Source organism: Pedobacter flavus, assembly GCF_036324285.1.
GTDB lineage: Bacteria > Bacteroidota > Bacteroidia > Sphingobacteriales > Sphingobacteriaceae > Pedobacter > Pedobacter flavus.
Map to the genome: position 1 here is coordinate 598,675 of NZ_JAZDQU010000002.1, position 23,235 is coordinate 621,909.

The 23,235-nt window shown below is 32.7% G+C and carries 23 protein-coding genes; 8 read left to right on the forward strand and 15 right to left on the reverse strand.

The window, feature by feature from the left end:
- The first annotated feature begins 14 nt into the window (after positions 1-14).
- Entirely contained in the window at positions 15-1,085 is a 1,071-nt protein-coding gene (locus tag VRU49_RS08730; RefSeq protein WP_330146395.1) for a YbjQ family protein, read from the forward strand.
- Between the two features lie 53 nt (positions 1,086-1,138).
- Here VRU49_RS08730 and VRU49_RS08735 read toward each other — a convergent pair whose 3' ends face one another.
- Together VRU49_RS08735 and VRU49_RS08740 are read right to left on the reverse strand one after the other, a co-directional pair.
- Positions 1,139-2,086 carry a nucleotidyl transferase AbiEii/AbiGii toxin family protein gene (locus tag VRU49_RS08735; RefSeq protein WP_330146396.1) on the reverse strand — a complete coding sequence of 316 codons (948 nt, stop codon included), beginning with the start codon at positions 2,084-2,086 and terminating at the stop codon, positions 1,139-1,141.
- Position 2,087: 1 nt separating this feature from the next.
- Positions 2,088-2,663, reverse strand: a complete 576-nt coding sequence (locus tag VRU49_RS08740) for a DUF6088 family protein (RefSeq protein ID WP_330146397.1) — start codon at positions 2,661-2,663, stop codon at positions 2,088-2,090.
- A gap of 212 nt (positions 2,664-2,875) precedes the next feature.
- Between VRU49_RS08740 and VRU49_RS08745 the strand changes: the two genes are divergently transcribed.
- The 3 genes from VRU49_RS08745 to VRU49_RS08755 all read left to right on the forward strand — a co-directional run bounded on the left by VRU49_RS08745 (position 2,876) and on the right by VRU49_RS08755 (position 8,635).
- On the forward strand, positions 2,876-6,028 hold the full coding sequence (locus VRU49_RS08745; RefSeq protein ID WP_330146398.1) for a DEAD/DEAH box helicase: 3,153 nt from the start codon (positions 2,876-2,878) through the stop codon (positions 6,026-6,028).
- A gap of 73 nt (positions 6,029-6,101) precedes the next feature.
- Positions 6,102-6,431 (forward strand): nucleotide pyrophosphohydrolase, encoded by a 330-nt coding sequence (locus tag VRU49_RS08750; RefSeq protein WP_330146399.1) that lies wholly within the window; start codon positions 6,102-6,104, stop codon positions 6,429-6,431.
- A 20-nt stretch (positions 6,432-6,451) separates the two neighbouring features.
- The gene (locus VRU49_RS08755; RefSeq protein WP_330146400.1) at positions 6,452-8,635 is read left to right on the forward strand and encodes a DNA/RNA helicase domain-containing protein; all 2,184 of its coding nucleotides are present in this window, start codon (positions 6,452-6,454) and stop codon (positions 8,633-8,635) included.
- Between the two features lie 19 nt (positions 8,636-8,654).
- Here the strand turns inward: VRU49_RS08755 and VRU49_RS08760 are convergent, their stop codons facing one another.
- A complete protein-coding gene (locus tag VRU49_RS08760; protein WP_330146401.1) occupies positions 8,655-8,906 on the reverse strand; it encodes an alpha-ketoglutarate-dependent dioxygenase AlkB in 252 nt (83 codons plus the stop codon).
- A gap of 146 nt (positions 8,907-9,052) precedes the next feature.
- Between VRU49_RS08760 and VRU49_RS08765 the strand changes: the two genes are divergently transcribed.
- Positions 9,053-9,433, forward strand: coding sequence for a YchJ family protein (locus VRU49_RS08765; RefSeq protein ID WP_330146402.1), 381 nt, complete (start codon positions 9,053-9,055; stop codon positions 9,431-9,433).
- Between the two features lie 42 nt (positions 9,434-9,475).
- Here VRU49_RS08765 and creD read toward each other — a convergent pair whose 3' ends face one another.
- The 7 genes from creD to VRU49_RS08800 form a co-directional block, all read right to left on the reverse strand.
- Positions 9,476-10,855: a cell envelope integrity protein CreD gene (gene creD / locus VRU49_RS08770; protein WP_330146403.1), complete on the reverse strand. Its 1,380-nt coding sequence runs from the start codon at positions 10,853-10,855 to the stop codon at positions 9,476-9,478.
- Positions 10,856-10,909: 54 nt separating this feature from the next.
- A complete protein-coding gene (locus VRU49_RS08775) occupies positions 10,910-11,212 on the reverse strand; it encodes a winged helix-turn-helix domain-containing protein (RefSeq protein ID WP_330146404.1) in 303 nt (100 codons plus the stop codon).
- Positions 11,209-11,826 (reverse strand): hypothetical protein, encoded by a 618-nt coding sequence (locus tag VRU49_RS08780; protein ID WP_330146405.1) that lies wholly within the window; start codon positions 11,824-11,826, stop codon positions 11,209-11,211. The genes VRU49_RS08775 and VRU49_RS08780 overlap by 4 nt, the downstream gene beginning before the upstream one ends.
- 213 nt (positions 11,827-12,039) lie before the next feature.
- Positions 12,040-12,672 carry a nitroreductase family protein gene (locus VRU49_RS08785; RefSeq protein WP_330146406.1) on the reverse strand — a complete coding sequence of 211 codons (633 nt, stop codon included), beginning with the start codon at positions 12,670-12,672 and terminating at the stop codon, positions 12,040-12,042.
- 1 nt (position 12,673) lies between these two features.
- The gene (locus tag VRU49_RS08790) at positions 12,674-13,045 is read right to left on the reverse strand and encodes a DUF1304 domain-containing protein (RefSeq protein WP_330146407.1); all 372 of its coding nucleotides are present in this window, start codon (positions 13,043-13,045) and stop codon (positions 12,674-12,676) included.
- 7 nt (positions 13,046-13,052) lie between these two features.
- The gene (locus VRU49_RS08795; protein ID WP_330146408.1) at positions 13,053-13,475 is read right to left on the reverse strand and encodes an organic hydroperoxide resistance protein; all 423 of its coding nucleotides are present in this window, start codon (positions 13,473-13,475) and stop codon (positions 13,053-13,055) included.
- Between the two features lies 1 nt (position 13,476).
- Positions 13,477-13,896 carry a MarR family winged helix-turn-helix transcriptional regulator gene (locus VRU49_RS08800; protein WP_330146409.1) on the reverse strand — a complete coding sequence of 140 codons (420 nt, stop codon included), beginning with the start codon at positions 13,894-13,896 and terminating at the stop codon, positions 13,477-13,479.
- A gap of 201 nt (positions 13,897-14,097) precedes the next feature.
- Between VRU49_RS08800 and VRU49_RS08805 the strand changes: the two genes are divergently transcribed.
- On the forward strand, positions 14,098-14,547 hold the full coding sequence (locus tag VRU49_RS08805; RefSeq protein ID WP_330146410.1) for an SRPBCC domain-containing protein: 450 nt from the start codon (positions 14,098-14,100) through the stop codon (positions 14,545-14,547).
- 95 nt (positions 14,548-14,642) lie between these two features.
- On the opposite strand, the gene VRU49_RS08810 is transcribed toward VRU49_RS08805, so the two are convergent.
- From VRU49_RS08810 to VRU49_RS08830, 5 genes are all read right to left on the reverse strand, one after another.
- Positions 14,643-15,797 carry an efflux RND transporter periplasmic adaptor subunit gene (locus VRU49_RS08810; RefSeq protein WP_330146411.1) on the reverse strand — a complete coding sequence of 385 codons (1,155 nt, stop codon included), beginning with the start codon at positions 15,795-15,797 and terminating at the stop codon, positions 14,643-14,645.
- A gap of 1 nt (position 15,798) precedes the next feature.
- Entirely contained in the window at positions 15,799-20,136 is a 4,338-nt protein-coding gene (locus VRU49_RS08815; protein ID WP_330146412.1) for a CusA/CzcA family heavy metal efflux RND transporter, read from the reverse strand.
- Between the two features lie 109 nt (positions 20,137-20,245).
- Positions 20,246-20,635, reverse strand: coding sequence for a hypothetical protein (locus VRU49_RS08820; protein WP_330146413.1), 390 nt, complete (start codon positions 20,633-20,635; stop codon positions 20,246-20,248).
- A gap of 178 nt (positions 20,636-20,813) precedes the next feature.
- Positions 20,814-21,056: a hypothetical protein gene (locus VRU49_RS08825; protein WP_330146414.1), complete on the reverse strand. Its 243-nt coding sequence runs from the start codon at positions 21,054-21,056 to the stop codon at positions 20,814-20,816.
- 73 nt (positions 21,057-21,129) lie between these two features.
- Positions 21,130-21,873, reverse strand: coding sequence for an SIMPL domain-containing protein (locus VRU49_RS08830; RefSeq protein ID WP_330146415.1), 744 nt, complete (start codon positions 21,871-21,873; stop codon positions 21,130-21,132).
- A gap of 272 nt (positions 21,874-22,145) precedes the next feature.
- Between VRU49_RS08830 and VRU49_RS08835 the strand changes: the two genes are divergently transcribed.
- Together VRU49_RS08835 and VRU49_RS08840 are read left to right on the forward strand one after the other, a co-directional pair.
- Entirely contained in the window at positions 22,146-22,868 is a 723-nt protein-coding gene (locus VRU49_RS08835) for a HipA family kinase (protein ID WP_431311602.1), read from the forward strand.
- Entirely contained in the window at positions 22,846-23,232 is a 387-nt protein-coding gene (locus tag VRU49_RS08840) for a DUF3037 domain-containing protein (RefSeq protein WP_330146416.1), read from the forward strand. Before VRU49_RS08835 ends, VRU49_RS08840 begins: the two co-directional genes overlap by 23 nt.
- Positions 23,233-23,235: the final 3 nt, after the last annotated feature.

Genomic DNA, 23,235 nt, shown 5'->3' on the forward strand with positions numbered 1-23,235 from the left:
AATTTATATTCTAAATGATCATCACAACGTCCAATCATTTACCTGACAATAAAATACTCGCATATTTTGATCCTATTAATGCGAATGCTGTTGTTGGAATGGACTTAGTTGCAGACTTTGCTTCTTCTATTACTGATATTTTTGGGGGAAGATCAAGTAATTATGAAAATAGATTAGACTTACTATTTGAAGAAGCTAAGAATAGTTTAATTGAAAAGTGTAAAAGGTTAAAATGTAATGGTTTAATTGGTTTTTCTGTTGATTTTAATGAAATTTCAGCAAAAGGTAAAGGAATGTTGATGGTATCAGTTTACGGTACTCCAGTCATATTTGAGTCCAAACAAGAAATAGACCTACAGCATAAAATTTTAGATTACAAATCTTTAAATTATAAAATCAAAGCTAAAGAGATTTTAAATAAATATGATTCGGAAATAATTCCTGTAATAGGGAATTCTGATTTTGAATTTATAGTGCAATCAAAAAACTTAGCATTTGAATCAATAATTATAAAATTATTAAATAATCCAAGACAAATACTCAATTTTCAAGGGGTTGAAAAAGAACTATTACCTTCTCAAATTCTAAACTATTATTATCATTTAGACAAAAATATAAGTATAGAAAGATTATATAAATTATTAGAAAACACCGATAATTTGGTGTTAGTTAAACAAATATTAATATTTATTGACGATGTAAATCTGGCCTCTTTAAGTAAGAATTTAGAAGGTTTGAAAAGTGATCAATTTAAATTATCTAAGAAAGTTAATTTTTATGAATTGACATTTTTAGATCAACATATTTATTTACCTGAGGATGTTAATACGATGTCCGAGATTATTGAAAATTTAAAAAACAGTTTGGAATCCATTCAACCTACAATTATAGAAGAAAATAAGTTATTGGGCAAAATTCAGAAATGGGTTTGTATACAGTGTGAAACAAAGAATATAATTGAAGATACTTTTTGTTCAAGTTGTGGCAGGAACAAGTTTGGCTTTGTACTTTATAAAAAATCTGTAAATAAATTATTAGAAGAATTAGAATTAAAACTTTTAGTGCTTAAAGAAACATTTTTTTAATGAAATTGTCTTCAATCTTTTCGTAGAATATCCTGTTGGGGAATAGGGTAAAATTAGAGTTGATCTATGTGTTTTTTTATTCGTTCAATCAGCTTGTCGAATGCTGGTTGACCATTATAATAAAGGGCTGCAGTCTTTTGATATCGTTCTACAAATGAGGTTCTAATCTTTTGGTCATTCAGTAGGAAGGCTTCGTTTTGAGCAATCGATATTGCCTTATCTGCATTTGGAAAACGTTTTTCTTTGTGCTTAAAATATTTTTCTGAACCTATAAAATCCAACACTTGTTTGTTTTCGAGTAGGCTATAAATGTCATAATATTGGCGCATAAAATTGACTCCAGCGCTGCCACTTTCCTGTTCCTTACGGAATTTGGTTGCGATGGTTTGGAGTTTTTCAACGAATGTATAGCCAGGGTGGTAGCAGGAAATGTCGATTGCACGGTTATCTAAGATGTTGATGTTGCTTGTCGTTGCATGATCAAAGGCCCAAGAACTAATGGTTTTCAATTCATTTGGTGTGACAGTATCAAAGCCAGCCTCTAATAGTATACCTTCCTTTACCCCTTCTATTGGCTCAGATAAACTGTTGTATAATAATCTTATTCCCCCGCTGGTGTAAGTGCGTAAATTGTCGAAATCTGTGTCTCTATGGTTTTCAATTATACCATTGATCTTTATCTTATTGTTTAACCAGTCGTAAAAAACTTTTCTGCTTTTAATTGCCTCAGTCTTTGAGCTAGTTTCGTTCACTTGGAGTTCATTTGGCGGAGAAATGTGGATATCAATGTCTTCGGAGAATCTAGCTATTATTCCAAAGCCCTTTGAAAGAGAAGTACCACCTTTTAGTTCGAATTGGAAGCCTTGTTTTTTTAAGCCATATAGGATATGCATGATCCAGTAATCCTTTTCTACTAATCCTGGCTCAATACTCATTTTTTCTGAAACAATATTGATCAGGTCATGGAATTGCTTATGATTGTGTAGGTAGTCAGCAACCATGTTATTGGATCATTGGAAATAGGATACGTTTTGCCCTATTGTTGCCATAGTTCTCGAGCGATGTTCTCAGCTTGTGTAGGTCTAAAAGTCGTACCTTTGAGGGTAGCTTATTCAGTACTTCTTCTGTATCTTCTGCAAGTTTGTCAAGGTTATTTACCAAGTCAACTACTAAAAACTCCTTGCTCAATTTGTTGGGAAAATGGTGGCGCATTTGGAAGTCAAACTTTCTGTTACCTAGCCTAAACTCTCCATGACGCTTATGATTATAAACTATCTTTTTATTGTAAAGTTGGGTGGTGCCAACGCCAAGGGAATTATAGCTATTTGGTGAGGTTAATAAAAATTTATCATCTTTTAGAAAGCTGCGAACCAATTCCTGTTCGTCTGCAGGCGTTTTTCCAAATACCGATTCTTTTGGGTAATGATACAAACCAGTAGCCAACTTTTGCAGGGTGCCCTCTTTTACAAGGACAGCAAGTAGCCTATCAACAGACGAAGTCCATTTTTCAAGATCCGCTCTTCGGTAAACTTTCCCTTTCTTTAAGTGTTTTTTAAGTTCTCTTAACTGTGACATCATTATTCCCTTTCCTGCAAATATCGGAATAAATTCTACTATTGAAAGAATTATTATTAAAATTTCATTTAAATTTTCTATATAAACTACTTATCATAAATACCTTATGTTTTAATATTTTTTAATTACATTTATTTTGTAATTTATTTCGCATTAATTGCCTAGATCCATTATATTTAGAAGATAACTAAAATTAAACTCTCTACACTATATCTATGGAATTAGGTATTTACGAAACACTCATCACCACCTCTTTGCGCGAAAAGCTCGATAAACTGGATAAAAATCAGTTTTATGTGGCTGATCATAAAAAGTTAGATGCTGCCGAAGCGAGTGTATTTTTAAGTAAACACCTTAGTGAAGCCATTTCTAAAGCGCTTCAAATCATAAAACAAGATAAAGAAGGCTTGGCCCTTCTCGATAAGCAAATCGAAATCACCAATAAGATTTTAAAATTTCTTGCTCAGCAAATTGAGCAATACGATTTTTCAGAAGATTTATTAGATGCCGAAGGCAACATCTTGGAGGGTGTATTTGATCAATTAAATGCAGATTATAAGGATTTAAAGCTTCGCTTAAGCGAAATTATGCCTGCCACCCGTTTAACACAAAGTGAATTATTTACGGGCGGAAATGTGGGTTTATCTTTAGAAAGTGAACTAAAAAAAGAGATACGTTCCTCTGATCGAATCGATTTGCTAGTTTCCTTTATTAAATGGAAGGCCATCGTTATATTAAAAGATGCCTTATTTGAATTTACCCATCGTGGAGGGAAATTAAGAGTAATTACTACAACTTATATGGGTGCCACTGATGCTAAAGCCATTGAAGAATTAAGCAAATTGCCCAACACCGAAATAAAAGTTTCCTACAATGCCTCTAATGAAAGGCTTCATGCCAAGGCCTATTTATTTTATAGAAATACAGGTTACCATACGGGTTATATTGGCTCATCTAATTTTTCTCGTTCAGCTTTAACTGATGGCTTAGAATGGAATGTTAAAGTAACCACAAAGGAAATTCCGCATATCATAAATAAGTTCAGAAAAACCTTTGAATCCTATTGGTCTAGTTCAGAATTTGAATGCTATCAAAGCGGTCAAATGGAACAGTTGTCAAATGCTTTAAACCATAATAAGTTAAGTAAAATTTCAACTGCATTTACACAGTTTTTTGACCTTAAACCTTATCACTATCAATTAGAAATACTCGAAAAATTAAAAGTTGAACGTAAGGTTCATCAATCCTATAAGAATTTAATTGTAGCGGCAACAGGCACAGGAAAAACGATGTTAGCTGCTTTTGATTTTAAAAGCTTTCGAGCAGAGAACCCCCAAGCCAAGTTTTTATTTATAGCCCATCGTATAGAAATCTTAAGACAAGCTTCAAACACCTTTAAAAATGTGCTTAAAGATCAAAACTTTGGGGAATTAATGGGTGATGGTTATTCGCCTACACAAAAAAATGTTGTATTCGCTACTGTTCAAACTTTTAATCAGCTCGATCTTGAAAGCTTTGTGCATAAAACCTATTACGACTATATCATCATTGATGAGGTGCATCATGCTCAAGCCAATACTTATCAAAAAATCATTCAATATTTCCAGCCACAGCTACTCATTGGTTTAACAGCCACACCAGAGCGTATGGATGGCAAAAGTATTTTGCCCGATTTTAATTACCGTATAGCGGCTGAAATTAGATTGCCTGATGCTTTAAATAATAAACTCTTATGTCCATTTCAATATTTTGGCATATCCGATCGTATAGATTATTCCAAAATAAAGTGGAATAATGGGCGCTATGATACCGCTGAACTCAATAAAGTACTAACGGCTAATGATGTGCGCGTTGGTGATATTATCGCGAACCTTCAAAAATACACCAAAGATATTGAATGTGTAGCTTGCATTGGATTTTGCGCAAGTAAGGATCATTCCCTATATATGGCCACAAAATTTAATAAAGCCGGACTAAAAGCCAAATGGCTAACGGCTGATAATGCTGCGCAAAGAGAGCAGATTCTACAAGAATTTAAGCAAAGAAAAATTAATTATTTGTTTGTAGTCGATATATTTAACGAAGGGGTTGATATACCAGAAATTGACACCCTATTATTCCTTCGTCCAACCAAAAGTTTAACTATTTTCTTACAGCAATTGGGAAGAGGCTTACGTCTTTATGAAAACAAGGATGTATTAACAGTATTAGACTTTGTTGGGCATGCTCGCGACGAATATGATTTTGAACATAAATTTAGAGCCTTAATTGGCAAAACGAACAACACTGTTGCGCATGAAATCGAAAGAGACTTTCCTAATTTACCATTAGGCTCTTCTATTGTGCTAGAGAAAATGGCAAAAGAATACATTTTGGATAATATCCGAAAAGCGACAGCCCTAAATAAGCGTCAACTTATCCAAAAGATAATAAACTTTGCCAATCAAACCGATTTGCAGCTAAACTTAAAAAACTTCTTAACTATCTATAATTTAAAGCTAACGGACATTTATAAAAACAACACGTTTTCACAACTTAAAGCTGAAGCTTTTAATCAAAACATAAATGAAACCAATGCCGATCAATACAAAAGTCTTTTAGGTAAAAAATGGATCGTAACCGAATCACTTATCTATTTTCAATTTCTAAAAAAATTAATTGCCCATCAATTTGATATCAGCAGTTGGAAAATCAACCCACAGGAGTCTGTATTTGCCTTAATGGTTTATTACGATTTTTATCAAAAGGCCAATGCAGGAGAGTCCTTAGTGGTAGCTATTAAGGAAATAGGAGCTAATCCTGATTTTGTACAAGAATTAGATGAATTTTTAGCAGTTAAATTAGATAAGATAGGTTTTGAAGAAATGCCTTGTGTAGAACCACTACATCATTTTCCATTAGGCATCCATGGACGCTTTACACGCGAACAAATCCTGGTTTCTTTAGGCCTTTCCACTTACGAAAAACAAAGTAGTAATCGCGAAGGAGCCGCCTTTAACAAAAGCACCAATACCGAAGGCTTGTTTATCAACCTCAAAAAAACAGAAGAAGATTTTTCACCTAGTACTATGTATGATGACTATGCTATCAACGAAACTCTTTTCCATTGGCAAAGCCAAAACCAAACAGCCGACTTTTCCGAAAAAGGGAAATCATACATCCACCAGCGTAGTTTAAATAAAAATATCCTGCTATTTGTTAGAGAATCCAAAAATGACTCCTATGGTTTTACAAACGGCTATGTTTTCCTAGGGCCAGCTCATTTTGTGTCCTACGAAGGTTCCAAACCCATGTCGGTACAATGGCAACTAAAAGAACCTATTCCTAATTATCTATGGAAAGAAAGTGCGAAATTGTTGGTGGGGTAGGTTTTTAACTCAATTTAAATTATTTCGTATTCCTTTTTTCTCTCTATATTAGTCAATCAATCCTTTCAATTAGATGCAAAAAATAACTGATTTAATTTCTAAAATAACGGCTTTTCGTGATGAACGTGACTGGAAGCAATTTCATAATTCCAAAGATTTAGCTATTGCTTTAAATATTGAGACTTCTGAGCTTTTAGAATTGTTTTTGTGGAAAGGCAATGAAGATGTTAACAAGGAGAAGTTAAGGGAAGAATTAGCAGATGTTTTGATGTATGCCTTTCTATTAGCCGATAAGCATAATCTTGATATTGAAGAAATTATTAAGGAGAAAATTGAAATTAATAACAAGAAGTATCCTGTTGATAAATCAAAGGGCTCAGCCAAGAAATATAACGAGCTTTAGTCTTTCTAAATTGATTCGATATGAAATTTAGTGTTTATCAGTATCCTTTAGACAATCAGCTTGAATCCAATCTCATTGAAGAAAATTTAGCTTATTTAAATTATCCATTAGTTTATTTTTTAGAAGAAGATCAAAGAAAGATAGCAGGGAAAGCAGAGGCTTATGTTGGAGAAACCACTGACATTATTAACCGCCTTAAGGCGCATTGCAAGTCCGTTAAAAAAGTAAATCTGAAGACAGCTAATCTTATTGTTAGTGAGCTGTTTAATAAATCAGCTACATTAGATTTAGAGTCAAACCTAATACAATACATTGCTGCAGATGGCAAATACAGTCTTCAAAACGGAAACTTAGGAATTGTTAATCATCAATATTATCAAAAAAGAGAAGTTTATTGGGATTTGTTTAAAGACATTTGGTCCGAACTTCGAAAATTAGGCATAGCTCGACACTCTTTAGATTATCTTGATAATTCAGATTTATTTAAGTACTCACCTTATAAATCCTTATCTAAGGAACAAATTAAGGGCTTAAAAATTATTTTAAGCTGTTTGTTGGATGATAAGGCAAAAGTGAGTTTAATTCAAGGAGGTGCTGGAACTGGTAAATCGATATTAGCAATTTTTTTATTTAAGCTATTAAATACCGATTTAAAGGATTTTAATTTTTCTGACTTTGATGAGCAAGATGAAGAAGTTTTTGCTTTGCTAAAAGCTGTAAAAGAAAAATATACAGCAATTAAAATGGCTTTAGTGATTCCAATGGCATCTTTCAGGCAAACTATCTCCAATGTATTTAAAAATATAAAAGGCTTATCGAGCAAAATGGTTATAGGGCCCTCTGAAGTAGTCAAGCAAAAATATGATTTGCTGATTGTAGATGAAGGTCACCGTTTACGTAAAAGACAAAATTTAGGTTCTTACTATGGCACATTTGATAGAAATTGTGATAGCCTAGGCTTAGATAAAATTAATGCATCCGAATTAGATTGGATAGAAATTCAGAGTAGTAAGTCTATTATATTTTATGATCAATTTCAGTCTATTAAACCTTCAGATACATCTCCTGAAAGATTTTATAAACTGCAACATGCTGAAACTACAAGAAACGAAAAATTGTTTACCCAATTTAGAGTTAAAGGAGGGGTTCAGTATGTTCAATTCATTCATAATATCTTCAATCCATTAATTGATAAACAAGCCTTAAATACGCAAATTGGTTTTTATGACTTTCAATTATTTGATGACCTTCAAAAAATGGTTGATAAGATAAAAGGAAAGGATAAGAATGTAGGTTTATCAAGAATGATAGCTGGTTTTGCTTGGGAATGGATTTCTAATAAAGATCCTGAAGCATTTGATATAAAAATAGGAGAAACCCAATTAAAGTGGAATAGTACTGCCGTGGATTGGATAAACTCCACTAATGCTATTAATGAAGTAGGTTGCATTCATACCACACAAGGTTATGATTTAAATTATACTGGCGTGATTATTGGCCCAGAATTAGATTATGATTTTGAAAAGGGTGAGTTTATTGTTATCAAAGAAAATTATAAAGATAAAAATGGTAAGAATTCCATTAAAGATGAAAAGGTCTTGTTGGATTATATTATCAATATTTATAAAACTATCCTTCTTAGGGGAATAGAAGGAACTTATATATATGTATGCAATAAAAATCTAAGAACTTATTTATCCCAATTCATCAAAAATCATAATGCAGAAGAACATAAACCACTAGTTGAAGTGTTATCGGAACCCACAAGTACATCGGTTCCCTTTTATGATTTATCGATAGCGGCTGGTAGTTTTTCCGATTTTCAAACGGTTCAAGATATTAAGTATATTGACTTACCAGAATTTTCTCTGCATCAAGATTATTTTGCCTGTAAAGTAGTAGGAGAATCAATGAATAAAGTTATACCGAATGGCAGTATTTGTTTATTTAGAAAATATGCTGGAGGTAGTAGAAATGGTTTGATTACACTTGTAGAGGGTAGTTCCTTTTTTGATTCAGAAATTGGTGCTAATTATACTATAAAAGAATATAACAGTAAAAAAACTACAGACGAAGAGGGTTGGAGGCATGAAGAGATTACTCTAAAACCTTTATCCACTGGAAACTTTGAGCCGATTGTATTAAGGAACGAAGAAACGCATAATTTTAAAGTTATAGGTGTTTTTCAGAAGGTGCTAGGATAAAATAGCTAATACATATTATTCACCCCTCCATTACTCGAAAAGTCAAATTAACCCTCAGCCCAAAAACTCGCAAACTAGGCGGTAAGCGATGCAGCCAATGTTTTTGGGTGCTGCCTTTCATCACTAATAAACTGCCGTGGGCTAAGAGGAGGTCGACTTTTTCACCAGTGGCTTTGTGTTTGAAGGCGAATTTTCTTTCGGCGCCAAAGCTTAGGGAGGCTATGGGGCCATTTTTCTTTAGTTCTTTTTCAGCGTCGCTATGCCAGGCCATGCCTTCATAACCCCATATAGATCATTTTAAAATAGATTTTTTGCGGATTGCATTTATTATTCAATTAAGCGCAATTTTCTTACAGTCTATATTTTCCCCATATTCCCCATTTTTACTAATTTAGCCAACTAACCACCAAGAATTTTATGTCTGTTTTATGTCCATGCGGTAGTGGAAATCCTTATGCGCTTTGTTGTAGGCCATTGCATTTGAAAAAGGCTGTTGCGCAGTCGCCGGAGCAACTTATGCGTTCTAGGTATGCGGCTTATGTTGTAAAGGAAATTGATTATTTGGTGCAGACTACTCATCCAAGTGTCCGAAAGCTACATGCTTTTGAAGATATAGAAAATTGGGCCAATTCTAATTTATGGGATGGGTTAGAAATTGTAGAAGCTTACGGAAATGTGGTGGAGTTTAAAGCGTATTTTAAGCAAGATGGAAAATCTTATATTCACCACGAAATTTCTGTTTTTGAACAGGTGGATAATCAATGGTATTATCTAAGTGGGACTTACCCTAAAAGTTGATTAAATAAATATAAAAAGGGGGAATTAATCCCCCTTCTCGATTTAATTTTTAAACCAATCCATCTTTGCAGATAAGTACATAATCACTGCAATTATGACAAATAATCCGATGCTACCTACTAAAATTGAAAGGTCTTGGAGCTGGACTATGGTATAGATGAATGTGTAGAATACTGCGAGTATAGCTGCAAATATGGCTGCAGGTTTAATGTTTTTAAATAGCAAATAAATGAAGGTAGATATTAATAGCAGGGTGGCTATGGATGCAATGCTGTATGCCCAATCGAATCCAATTTGTTCCGAGAAAGCCAATAATAAAGCATAATAGACAGTCATGGCCGCACCAACCAATATGTATTGAATAATGTGGATTTTCTTTTTCAATAATATTTCGGTGAATAGTAAGGCGATGAAGCTTAGCAGTATAACCAAAAATGAGTATTTAGCGGTTCTTAAGGTTTGTTGATATTGATCTACTGCCGGAATAAATTTAACCCCAAATATGGCATTCTGATCTTCTTTTACAGTTGTTTTATCTTCTGTTTTTTGTAGGCTAGAGAGTATGGCATCTTGCTCTATCCATTGCTGCGGATAAGGACGATTGTAAGCAGGTAATTTCCATTGGGCGTTAAATTCGCTATTAGTAACGGCTCTTGAATCAGGTAAATATCGACCTGTAAAGCTCGGATTTCCCCAATTTCCTTTTACTTGTACATGGGTGTTTTTGCCTAAATGTAGGAATTGTAAGGAGGTGCTGCCCCTTAAATCAAGTTCGAATTGAAAGGGGATTTGGCTCAGTTTTAAATTTTCTAATTCTGGATTGATGCTTAAATTTTTTGCAAAAAGTTTAATGCCCGAAAATTCTGGTTCGGCTTCTAGTCGTTTATCCAATATTTGTATGGTAGGGTTGTTTTTTAATCCTTTTAAATCGGATAATCCAAATACCATTCTCGCATTTTTCCAGTCGATATTAGCGGTGTTGATGCCAGATTTTTTTAATTCTAACTCAGGGAAATTACCTTGAATTTTAATTTTTGCGTTGTAAACTACAGCATCGTATATTCCTCTATGTAATAACTCTGGTGATACATCGCTCAGCACGTTTAACTGTGCAGGAAGGATATAAATGTTAGTTTTTATTTGTTCTGCCTTTGTTTTCCCATCTTCGGTGGTGGTTACAGTTTGTTGGTAGGGTAGCACTAGTACTGGACCAGCAATTTCTTGGTCGGTCGACCATTTGTCGGTTACTTCTTTAATTACTTCGGTTTGACGGTTTTGTCGCTCTATAACCAATTCTTGAATTAAAGCTGATGGAATTAACAAGAGAATGGTAATAAATCCGATGAGGAAGATTTTAAAAAGCATGGTGTCGAAGAAACTGCTTTTTGAAGGTGTGGTAGGTTGGTTTTGATGTATTTCCATAATTTTAGGTTGAAAGTACTTTGTGTTTCAAAGTAAATAGATAAAAAAATAATTTTAAATAAGTTGTTGTTTTATTAAATTTTCTAGTGATTGTAAATGTTTTAAAAATGCTTGTTTACCCAGTGGGGTAGCCGCATATTGAGTATTAGGTTTTCGACCGATAAAAGACTTGTTAACAGATATATAGCCTTCTTTTTCTAAAGCTTTAAGATGGGAAGCCAAGTTACCATCGGTAGCTTTTAGTAAATCTTTTAATGAATTAAAATCGTATTGCTCATTGGCAACCAATACGCTCATAATCTGAAGGCGTATACGGTTTTCAAAAGCTTTATCGAATTGGTCTAAGTTATATTTCACTGTTTGTATTTTAGATGCATGATGGTACCATATAAAATATGAAGTACGCCAAATCCGATTGCCCAAAAAATTATTCCATATCCTGGGAATATGGCACAAATAAATCCAAGGATAATTTCTAAGAATCCTAAATATTTTACATCAGAATAGGTAAACTGACTGCCCGAAACTAAGGCTAATCCATAAAATATTAAACAGGTAGGGGCTATGTATTGAAAATCGCCATTGTACATTAAGATTAATAGGAATAATCCGCCTACAACTAATGGTATGGCTAAGCTCCCGAATAATCTTCTACTCCCGGCATTCCAGAAATTTTGTCCGAGTTTCTTACTTTGGTTAATGGAAAGTATAAATCCGGTTAGGATAGAAACAGCTAAAATAATAATAGCTGTAAGTACTATTTTATAGCCATTGCTGGCATCAATATAAAGCTGACTACCACCAAGTTCATTACCATCTTTGTAGATGATGTTATAACCAATAAATGCACCTGTAAGGGCGTAAATACCAGCAAGAACACCCGATAAGCCACTTAATGAGATAAATTTAGTGGATCTTTCCATAATTGATCTTATGGAGTTCAATTCCGAATAGATGTCTGTTTCTTTCATTTAAAAGTACTTTGTATTGCAAAGTTAAAGATATAAAACAGTTATGCAAGTTTATTTTAAAATATTTTTTTGTTTATGGTTTATGAATGGATGGAATTACTTTAAAAAGTAAGGTTTCTGGCCAAATGAGTTATTTAGGGATTGTATGATGGCCTTATTTTTAGTGTAGAAAAAAGGCTGGATCAATTTTATGAGCCAGCCTTTATTGGAAAATTAATATTCAAGTGTGAATTCCGATAGGGGTGTTCTTACTTTTTTCATATGGGTAAGCCAATCACGTTCTTGGTCAGCATATCCTACATACATTAATGAAACACTTTTCAATCCTAATTTTTTAAGATCTAGTAATTCATCAACTGCTTTATTGCTGAAACCTTCAACAGGAGTAGTGTCAATTTTTAATTCTGCTGCCTGTGCCAATGCCATACCCAACGAAATATAGGTTTGTCTGGCAATATGAGCGAAATTTTCATCAGCACTTTGCTCCAAGTAAATGCTTTTTAATTTATCAGTATAGCTACTGAATCTTCCTCTAGGTAATCCTCTTTCATCGGTCGTAAAATCATATACTTTGTCTATTCTTTCTGCTGTATATCTGTCCCAAGCCGCAAAAATTAAAACATGCGAACATTCTCTCATGCAATCTGGATTAAGAGCCGATTCTGCAAGTTGGTTTTTAATGTTTTGGTCTTTTACTACCAATATTTTAAAAGGTTGTAATCCCGATGAGGTGGGCGCTAATCTAGCAGCTTCTATTATTTTTTGGATGTTTTCTTCTGATACTTTTTTAGTAGGATCGTATGCTTTTACAGCATGTCTCCAGTTTAAATCTTCTAATAGTGACATATTATGTGTTTGATAAGATTATAAATAAAATTGCTAATAATGCGGGCAGCGCTTGAATGAAAAATATTTTTTTAGATGCAGTTATGGCGCCATAGATTCCTGCAATGGCAACACATCCGAGAAAAAATAAACGGATATTTTGACTCCATTCTGGGTTTTCTATGAAAAATGTCCATATCAATCCTGCGGCCAGAAAACCATTGTATAAACCTTGGTTGGCTGCTAAAGCTTTTGTAGGTTTAAATAATTGATGGTCCAACGATTTTCCAAAAGCTTTTTTTCCTGCTGTTTCCCAGGCAAACATTTCCATCCAAAGGATGTAAATATGCTCAAGGGCAACAATGGCTGTAATTATTGAAGCAATTTCATGCATAATTTAATTATTTATTGGATACGGTTAGTTTTACTTCCATATTTCCTCTTGTTGCGTTTGAATATGGACAAACTTCATGTGCTTTTTCTATTAATGTTTGGGCTTGTTCTAAAGATACACCAGGAATATTGGCGTGTAATTCGGCTTTTAATCCAAATGCACCATTTTCTGTTGAACCTATACTAACTTTTGCCGTTACTGTAGTTTCTCCAGTGGTTACTTTTTCTCTCTTTATGATTAAATTTAAGGCGCTGTCAAAACAAGCTGAATAACCCGCTGCAAATAACATTTCTGGGTTAGCGAAGTTATCATTTTCTCCTCCCAATGCTTTTGGCATACGCACTTCAAGGTTTAATACTTGATTATCGCTGGTTACTTGTCCGTTTCTTCCTCCTTTAGCAGTGGCTGATGTTGTATATAAAATGTTCATTTTATTTATTTAAGATTTTATTGATTATAGTTTTTAACGCAATTAATTCTTGCTCGGATACGTTCATGGATTTCATTAATTTTCCTGGAATTTCTAATGCTTTTGTCTTTAATCCTATTCCATGTTCGGTAAGTTTTAAATTCACTACACGCTCATCTTTTTCACTTCTGGTTCGCATGATAATACCTTTTTGCTCCATTCTTTTTAAAAGAGGGGTTAAGGTGCCAGTATCTAAAAATAGCTTTTCTCCAAGCTGACCCACGGTTTGTTCTTTTTCCTCCCATAATACCAATAGTACTAGATATTGAGGATAGGTGATGTTTAATTCGTCTAAAAATGGTCGATAATGGTTGACCATTTCTTTAGCTAACGAATAGATCGGAAAGCATACTTGGTTGTCTAAGTTTAAAATATCTTTCATGTTATAAAAGTATAGAACAAATATAAATTTATATTGTGTGAAATATAATTTTGTAAAATATATTTACTTTTTATTGACATTCCTAATCGATTGTAATTATTTATAGTTGTAAGTTGTTAATATTTAATATATTAGGTTTTATTAAGATAAGTTAGCTGTTATCTTGATTAAATGAATTTTTACAATTAGCTATTAATAAGGATGAAAAGATTGGAGTTTAATATTTTTATAGATGCAGATCTTGATCGTGTTTTTGATACGATGATAGGGAAGAATAGTTTTAAAATTTGGACATCCGTTTTCGACCCTTCTTCAGATTTTGAAGGAAGTTGGGAAAAGAACGATAAAGTATATTTTACCTGTTTTAATAATGAAGGAAAAAAAGCAGGAATAATAGGAAGGGTAGAGGAAAATAGTCCTTCTTCATTTATTTCTGTAAAGTATATTGGAGTGCTTTACGATGGTCAGGAAGTTTATGAAGGTCCAAAAACTTTAGGCTGGACGGGCGTTTATGAGAATTATAGATTCGCAAAAGAAAATAACCTAGTTAAAGTGACGGTAGAAATCGATAGTAATGATGAAATGGAACAATTTTATAGAAAAAATTATCCATTAGCCTTACAAAAACTAAAGGAAATTTGTGAAAAATAGACCTGCGTGATTTTAAATATTGAGATTCTGATAATTAAAAATGCCCTCGATAAATTAAATTCGAGGGCATTTCTATTTTTGTAAGGGCTTAAATTTTATTCTTCTTCAACGATATTTTTAAGTTGCATTAAAATAGAATAAGCGCCTTTTATAACAATTTTTTGGTTACCTAAATCGGTATAAACAGGGATAAATCCATTATCACTTTCTCCAATTTCTACAGGTGTCATAACATAGGTGTTCTTAGCTTTTTCTATAAAAACATAAGGCTTTCCTTCGAAACTCACGATACTGTTTTCTGGTAATGTTTTAGCTGAAGCATCGTTTAAAATAATCTCTGCATTCATATACATCCCTGGAATTAATGTTTTATCAGCATTAATAAAATGGCTATGTACTTCTACACTTCTATCTTCACCTAAGCTTGTATTTATTAATTCAATTTTTGTATTGTATTTTTTAGAAGGATCGTTATTAGAATAAGCTATACCTTTTTGTCCAATAAATATTTTGCTTAAATCTTTCTCAAATACAACTAAACTAAGATGGATGTTCGAAGGGTTTACCAATTCAAAAAGTACATCAGATGGACTAACAAATGATCCAATATTACTATTTACTTTAGTTACATACCCATTTATCGGCGAACGAACGCTAATTTGACGAGTAATATTTTGTTCTGTTAATTTGTTAGGATCAATACCTATTAATTTTAATTTTTCGCCCATTGCACTTAATGCAATTTTAATACTGCTGTATTCTGATTCAGCTAATTGAAGAGATTTATCGCTACTTGCTTTACCGGCATTTAACATTTGTTGACGTTCTTTTTCTTTTGCAGCAAATCCTAATTTGGCTTTATTCATTAAATAATCTTGCTGCATTTGAATATACTGTTGATCTTCTACAGTAGCTAAAACTTGTCCGCGTGTAACTTTACTACCCGGCAATAAATTATACGCCTTAACATATCCACCAAGAGGAACGGTAATTGAAATAATATTTCGTGGTGGAACATCTATTTTTCCGTTTAATTTTAAAACAGAGTTTACTTCTTTAACTTCTATATTTCCTGTAGAAATTCCTGCATTTTTAATTTGAATGTCGGTTAAGGTTACTTCGTTTTCATTGGTCGGGGTAGCTTTTTCTGTTTGTTCTTCTTTGTTGCCCGAACAAGCTAACACGGATGTTCCTATGATGAATAGGGCACAATATATTTTAAATATGTTTCTGTTAAATTGAATTTTCATTTTAGTTCTTTTTATAAAGGAAATATTCTAATGCTATTTGATTCTGAATAAGTTGATTTTTACTATCCAGGTAATTATTCTCTATGGTTAATGCTTGCTGATTTAATAAAATCCATTCTACATAATTTATTTCTCCAGCACTCATTTGTTTGTTCAATGTATTTCTTATGATTTCGGCATCTTTTAATCCCTTTTCTTCAAAATATTGAACATCAGCAAGGCTTTGCTTGTATTTTGCAATGGCTTCTTGATAGGCAGTTTCTAATTTCTGCTTCTCTAAATCGAACTGCGCATTTCCTATATTCTCATTAATTTTTGCCGCTGCAATCATAGATTTCTGTCCCTTTCCAAAAATTGGAATACCAATTCCAACATGAACAGAATTAAACCTATCCTTACCGGTTAGGTTATTTCCATCGCGTAAGCTTAAATTATTATAACCCAATAAAAGATCTGGCAAAAGTTTAGATTTCTCTAATTGAGTTTGAGCTTTATAAATAGAATTAATTTCAGATTGTGCTTTTAAAATAGGATGATCTTGTTCTACTTTTTCAGTTAAATTTATTGGATTTAAACTGCTTTTTTCTTTGAAATTTGGTTCATACCACGCTTTAGTGTTTAGCAACAAATTAAACTGAAGTAGATATGTTTTCTTATCCTGTAACAATGCATTTAATTGGATTTCTAAACTTCCCAATTGTGTAGATGCACTTGTTTTTTCTAAAACATTGCTTTCACCTGCTTTTAATCTTAGTTCAGTTGTTTTTAAAAACTGGTTGAAATATTCCTTCGTATTTAATAATAACTGCTCTTTATCGTGAATATATTTTAGCTTAAAATAAACTTCATTTACCTGTTTAATTAATAAGGCCTCCTGAATATTGGTTTTCAATACACTATATTTCCATTCGGCTTCGTTTACTTGTTTTTGTCGTTTATAAACAGTTGGGAAACTAAATTCTTGTGTTAAGCCAAATCGAGTATCAATAAAATTGCTATTGAATTTTCCGTATTCAGTTGTTAATTGAGCTTTGGGCATAATATTGGCCGCACTTATTAATTGTTTTGAATAGGCTTCTTGTAAATGAGCTTGTTTAATGTTTAAATTATTAGCTTTTGCACTATCTATTGCTGCTTGTAAGGCAATTGGTTGTTGTGCATTTGCACCAGAACCCACCAATAACAATACTAAGATTATAGGTGCTATAGCCGTCTTTTTAAGTTTGTGTCCTTTTTCAAAAATTATATATAGAATAGGTAATACAAACAATGTTAGGAGGGTGGCTATCAATAATCCGCCAATTACTACTGTTGCTAAAGGTCTTTGTACTTCGCCTCCTGCGCCAGAACTAATGGCCATTGGAAGGAATCCTAACGATGCCACAGAAGCGGTCATTAATACAGGACGTAATCTAGAAGCCGTACCCTTTAAAACAATTTCTTTCATATCCGTTTCTCCACTAGATTTTAATCGATTAAATTCTGCGACCAGTACAATACCGTTGAGTACAGCAATACCAAATAATGCAATAAACCCAACTCCTGCACTAATACTAAATGGCATATCTCTCAATGCTAAAAAGAAAATTCCGCCGATGGCCGATAATGGAATGGCTGTATAAATTAGTAAGCCTTGCTTAATAGAGTTGAAAGCAAAATAAAGTAATACAAAAATTAGCCCTAATGATACTGGAACTGCAATCATTAATCTATCTTTTGCTGCATTTAAATTTTCGAACGCTCCTCCATATGTTACGATATAACCTGCAGGTAATTTTAATTGAGCATCTACTTTTGTTCTTAATTCATCAACAATAGTAGCTACATCGCGGTCTTTAACATTAAATCCAACTAAAATTCTTCTTTTAGCATCTTCACGTTGAATTTGGTTTGGACTATCTTTAAAATCTACCTTAGCTAATTGATATAATGGTACACTGCTACCTGATGGGGTAGGTATGAGTAAATTCTGAACATCGACTAAATCTTTTCGATTATCTTGATCTAAACGTACTACTAGACTAAATCTTTTTTCGCCTTCGAATACCAATCCACTGGTTTTTCCAGCAAATGCTGCATTTACAATATCATTTATTTCTTCAATACTTAATCCAAATTGAGCAACTAATGGTCTATTGTATTCTATAACTATTTGTGGGATACCGCTAATGGTTTCTACATATAAATCCGCAGCTCCAGGAACTGTGCCTACAATATTGCCCAGCTGTTTGGCATAATGCGATAAAGTATCTAAATCTTCACCGAATATTTTACATACTACATCTTGTCGGGCACCAGTCATAAGTTCGTTAAAACGCATTTGAACCGGGAATTGAAAACTGGTTGTTACACCTGGAACTTCCTTTGCTGCTTCAGTCATTTTAGCTGAAAGTTCATCAAATGTTTTTGCAGATGTCCACTTTTTTTTATCCTTAAGCGTGATAATCATGTCGCCCATATCCATTGGTAATGGCTCAACTGGAATCTCACTACTACCAATTTTTGTAACTACTTTTTCTACTTCTGGGAATCTAGTTTTAAGAATATGTACAACTTTCTGCGTATTCTCTATGGTCGTATTTAAATTACTTCCCGCTAAAACCCTTGTTTCTACAGCATAATCACCTTCTTCAATAGAAGGAATAAATTCGCCACCCATTCTCGATAAAGTGAAAATGGCCATGATGAATAGGATAATTGTTGTACCAATTACAATTTTAGGAATGGTTAATAACTTAAGTAATGCTTTTCTGTAGAAACCACCAATAGCATTCATCATTCTATCCGAAAAATTCTCCTTATGGACCGTTTTTCTGCTCAAAAAGATAGAACTCATCATAGGAATATAGGTTAATGATAAAATAAATGCTCCAATTAAGGCAAATGCTACTGTTTGCGCCATTGGTTTAAACATTTTACCTTCAATACCTTCTAATGTTAATATTGGTAAATAAACGATAAGAATTATAATCTGACCGAACACAGCGCTATTCATCATTTTAGAAGAAGCACTTTTTACCTCAGTATCCATTTGTTGTTTGCTGAGTTTATTTAGTCCGGGATATTTGCCTGAATGAATAAGTTGATGCATGACGGCCTCAACAATTATGACGGCACCATCTACAATTAGTCCGAAATCTAAGGCGCCTAAACTCATTAAGTTCCCACTTACCCCAAATATGTTCATCATAATTACGGCAAATAGCATTGATAATGGTATTACAGAGGCCACTAAAAATCCAGCTCTAACATTTCCTAAGAATAATACGAGTACAAAAACAACAATTAAAGCCCCTTCAAGTAAATTGTTTTTAACCGTATTAATGGCATTATCAACCATTTTTGTTCTATCTAAGAACGGCTCAATAACAACACCTTCTGGTAAAGCTTTCTGAATGGTTTCTATTTTAGCTTTGATGTCTTTAATTACAACGTTACTATTTCCGCCCTTAAGCATCATTACAATGGCACCCGAAACTTCACCTTCATCATTGTAGGTAAGGGCTCCATAGCGTGTTGCATGTCCGATTTTTACATCAGCAACATTTTTAATTAATAGGGGGGTATTAGATTTTGTGTTCTTAATGTTGATGTTGCCAATTTCTTCGGCATTGGTAATTAAACCTTCACTTCTGATGTACAATACACCAGCACTTTTTTCAATATAACCACCACCAGTATTTTGATTGTTGGCTTCTAATGCTTTAAAAACATCGTTTATGGTTACACCGTACGACTGTAATTTATTCGGATTTACGGCAACTTCGTATTGTTTAAGTTTACCGCCAAAACTACTTACTTCGGCAACGCCTTTAACACCTAATAATTGACGTCTAATTATCCAATCTTGAATTGTTCTTAATTCTGTGATAGAATATTTATGTTCATAGCCTTTTTTAGGCCTTACAACATATTGGTATATTTCTCCTAAACCGGTCGAAATTGGTCCCATGGAAGGTGTTCCAATCCCGTTTGGAATTTCAGCCTGAACCAATTGTAAGCGCTCTGCTACTTGTTGGCGTGCCCAATATATGTCGACATCATCATTAAATACAATGGTTACTAGCGAAAGCCCGAATCGGCTATAACTTCTTATTTCTTTTAATCCAGAAATATTACTGTTGGCTTGTTCTACAGGGAAAGTAACTAATCTTTCTATATCTGTAGCGCCATAAGATGGTGCAATGGTGATAACCTGAACCTGATTATTGGTAATATCTGGTACAGCATCTATGGGTAATTTACGGAGTTCAAATGCTCCATAAATAATTAGAATTATGGTAAATAATCCTACCAATAATTTATTTTTAATGGAAAATCCAATTATTCGATTTAACATGTTGGTATAATAATCTCAATGGTTATAAATAACGTATTCAAAAAATAGGATACGTATAAATTTAATTTTGCCAATAGAAATATTGGCTTTTTTCTAATAATATTGATGATTAACTATACTTTGGCGGTTGCCAGATAGTAGATAAAAATGGGGATGGAATTTTTAAATCTTGATAGTTTGAAAATTGTAAATCTGCCTTGCTAATATTAGGTGCAAATTTTAATTTTAAGGTTGTATTATAAATTAAACCCGTATTAACGGCAACGTTAAATGGTTCAATAGATTTAAATGGTAATTGCTTATCTCTTTCGTTATCATTATCGTCTCCATCATCGTCTTGATAATGTTGATAAAGAAATTTTGTAAAAGATATTTCTTGATTTAGACTTTTATGTTCTATAAAGTGTTTAAATAAAATGGGCACCTTTAAAAACTCGCCCAAGCACGTAGAAGCGCTTAAATAGGCGAATAAAGAAAGTAAAACAATTTTATTTTTCAAGGATTAAATTTTGACCTAAGTTTATAAATTTATTAATAAGTAACAAATATTTAAGGTAGAGAAATTGATACAACTAATAATATCAGTAAATTTATTGATTTATGTATATAAAATAAATCATCACGAAGTAAATTATAAACTCTAAGTTGAGAATAATTCAAAATAATTTGCTGAATTTTTAATTTTGATTTTTAAGGTATAGTTCAAGTATCTGAATTAAATATTCTTCTGGTTTAGGCATAGTTATTACTGTACCAGGTTCCTTATCTTGAGATTGTTTAATGTAGGCTCTTTTTATTTTCCCCCATTCATGTGAAAATGTTTGAATAAACATTTTTACAAATTCTTCTTGTGTATAGTTGTTGGGTAGTTTGCTTAATACAGCTTCAATTTTTTCTTCTTTTTTATTGAGTATTGCCATTATTTATTTTTAAAAAAAACAAAGGTATCACTAAATACATAGTGATACCTTAATTTATTAAAATAATCTTTATTTATTTTAAAGCATATTCTGTTCTAATGGTAATGCTTGCCGTTTTGTTTTTAGAATGGGTATTAAATGCTCCACCATAACTATAATCTTCATTGCTATTTTGACCAGTTATTTGAAATACACCCATATTGGCATATTTAAGGTCGCCTAAACTGCTCCCTGCATTTTGGGCAATGCTCTCCGATCTATCTTTAGCATCTTTAGAGGCTTTTGCTAATAAATCGATTTTTAATTCAGACATTTTGGTGTAATAATAAGAAGGAGCAGTTGAATTAAATTCTATTCCACTTTGAATTAATTCTGTAATTTCTCTACTTATTTTTTCAACTAAATCTATGTTCTTAGATTCTACTTTAATATTTTGAAATAAATTATAGCCGCCAAAATTATTAGAAATCATTCTTCCATTGTTGTCATAAATAGGGTTATAAATTTTATTGATGTTTATAGATGAGAAGATGATTTCATTATCAGACAAGCCTTTGTTTTTTAAATAGGAACGAATTGCTGTTTCATCTGATTTTAATTGGGAATAAGCATTTTTTAAATCCATCGCAATTCTAGAATAGTTGCCTTCCCATACAATTAAGTCGCTTACAAAGTTCTTTTCAGCTTTCCCAGTTACCAATACTCTTCTTTTATCGTTGTATTTATATTTATATGCATTTCCAACTATAAGCGCGCTTATAATTACCGAAATCGCAATGATTAGTGTTGCGATATTAGTTTTATTGTTGCCTTCCATAAATTTACTTTTAAAGTTTTGATAATTATTAAGATGCAATAAGTTTGCCGAAATCTCATAATTTTAATTAAGGTTTAAATTTATTTTTTATCCATTTGATAATTAGTTACTTATTATTTTTATCTTTTGAATTATTATTGATTTGATAATAAAGTTCTATTATCAAATCTATATATAAACTCTATATTTGGATTTTAATTTTAATTATTTTGTTGAAGCTACGAAAGGTCCACATTACTCGCTACATTACTCCTTTGAGAGAAGGAGGTTCTATGCCTGCCTTAGTAGAAGCAGATGATAATTTTAAGTATGTAATAAAATTTAGAGGTGCCGGACAAGGAACCAATGCTTTAATTGCTGAATTAATTGGGGGAGAGATAGCGAGATTTCTGGGATTTAAAGTTCCTGAAATCGTTTTTGCAGATCTGGATGAAGGTTTTGGAAGAACTGAACCCGATGAAGAAATTCAGGATTTATTAAAATTTAGTGTGGGCACCAATTTAGGTTTACATTACTTATCTGGTTCTATTACATTCGATCCTGTAGTTAATAAATTATCACCCAAACTTTCTTCTGAAATTGTTTGGTTAGATGCTTTATTAATGAATATGGATAGAACGTGCAAAAACACGAATATGTTGATGTGGAATAAGGAGCTTTGGTTGATAGATCATGGCGCTTCTCTTTATTTTCATCATTCGTGGACAGATTATGAGCAACAAGCTGCAAAGCCATTTAGTTTAATTAAAGATCATGTTTTATTAGAAAATGCTTCCCAATTAAATGAGGTAAATGAAGAATTTTCTACCAAATTAACACCAGAAGTAGTTAATTCTATAATTGACCTTATTCCTGATTCTTTTCTTAGCAAGGATTTTGGGTTCGAAAGTTATGAAGCCCATAGAAATGCTTATAAGAGATTTTTTAAAATAAGGTTAGAAAATATAAATCAACTTACAGAAAACATCAATTATGTCAGAAAGAATAATATTTGAGTATGCTGTAATTCGTTTTGTACCTCGCGTTGAAAGGGAAGAATTTTTAAATGTAGGGGTTGTATTGTTTTGTGCTAAACAAAAGTTTTTAAGCGCCCTAGTGAAAGTTGATGAAGCGCGAATTTCATCATTTAATCAAGATTCAGATATAGAGGAATTAAAGCGCCATTTACAGTCGTTTAATTCTATTTGTGCTGGTGCAAAATCTGGCGGACCCATTGCATCATTAGATCAAGCATCTAGATTTAGATGGTTAACTGCAGCACGCTCAACAATTATTCAAACCTCTAAAGTACATCCTGGCCTAACTTTAGATGCTCAGGAAACATTAAATCAGTTATTTAAAGAACAAGTTGCCACATAAATT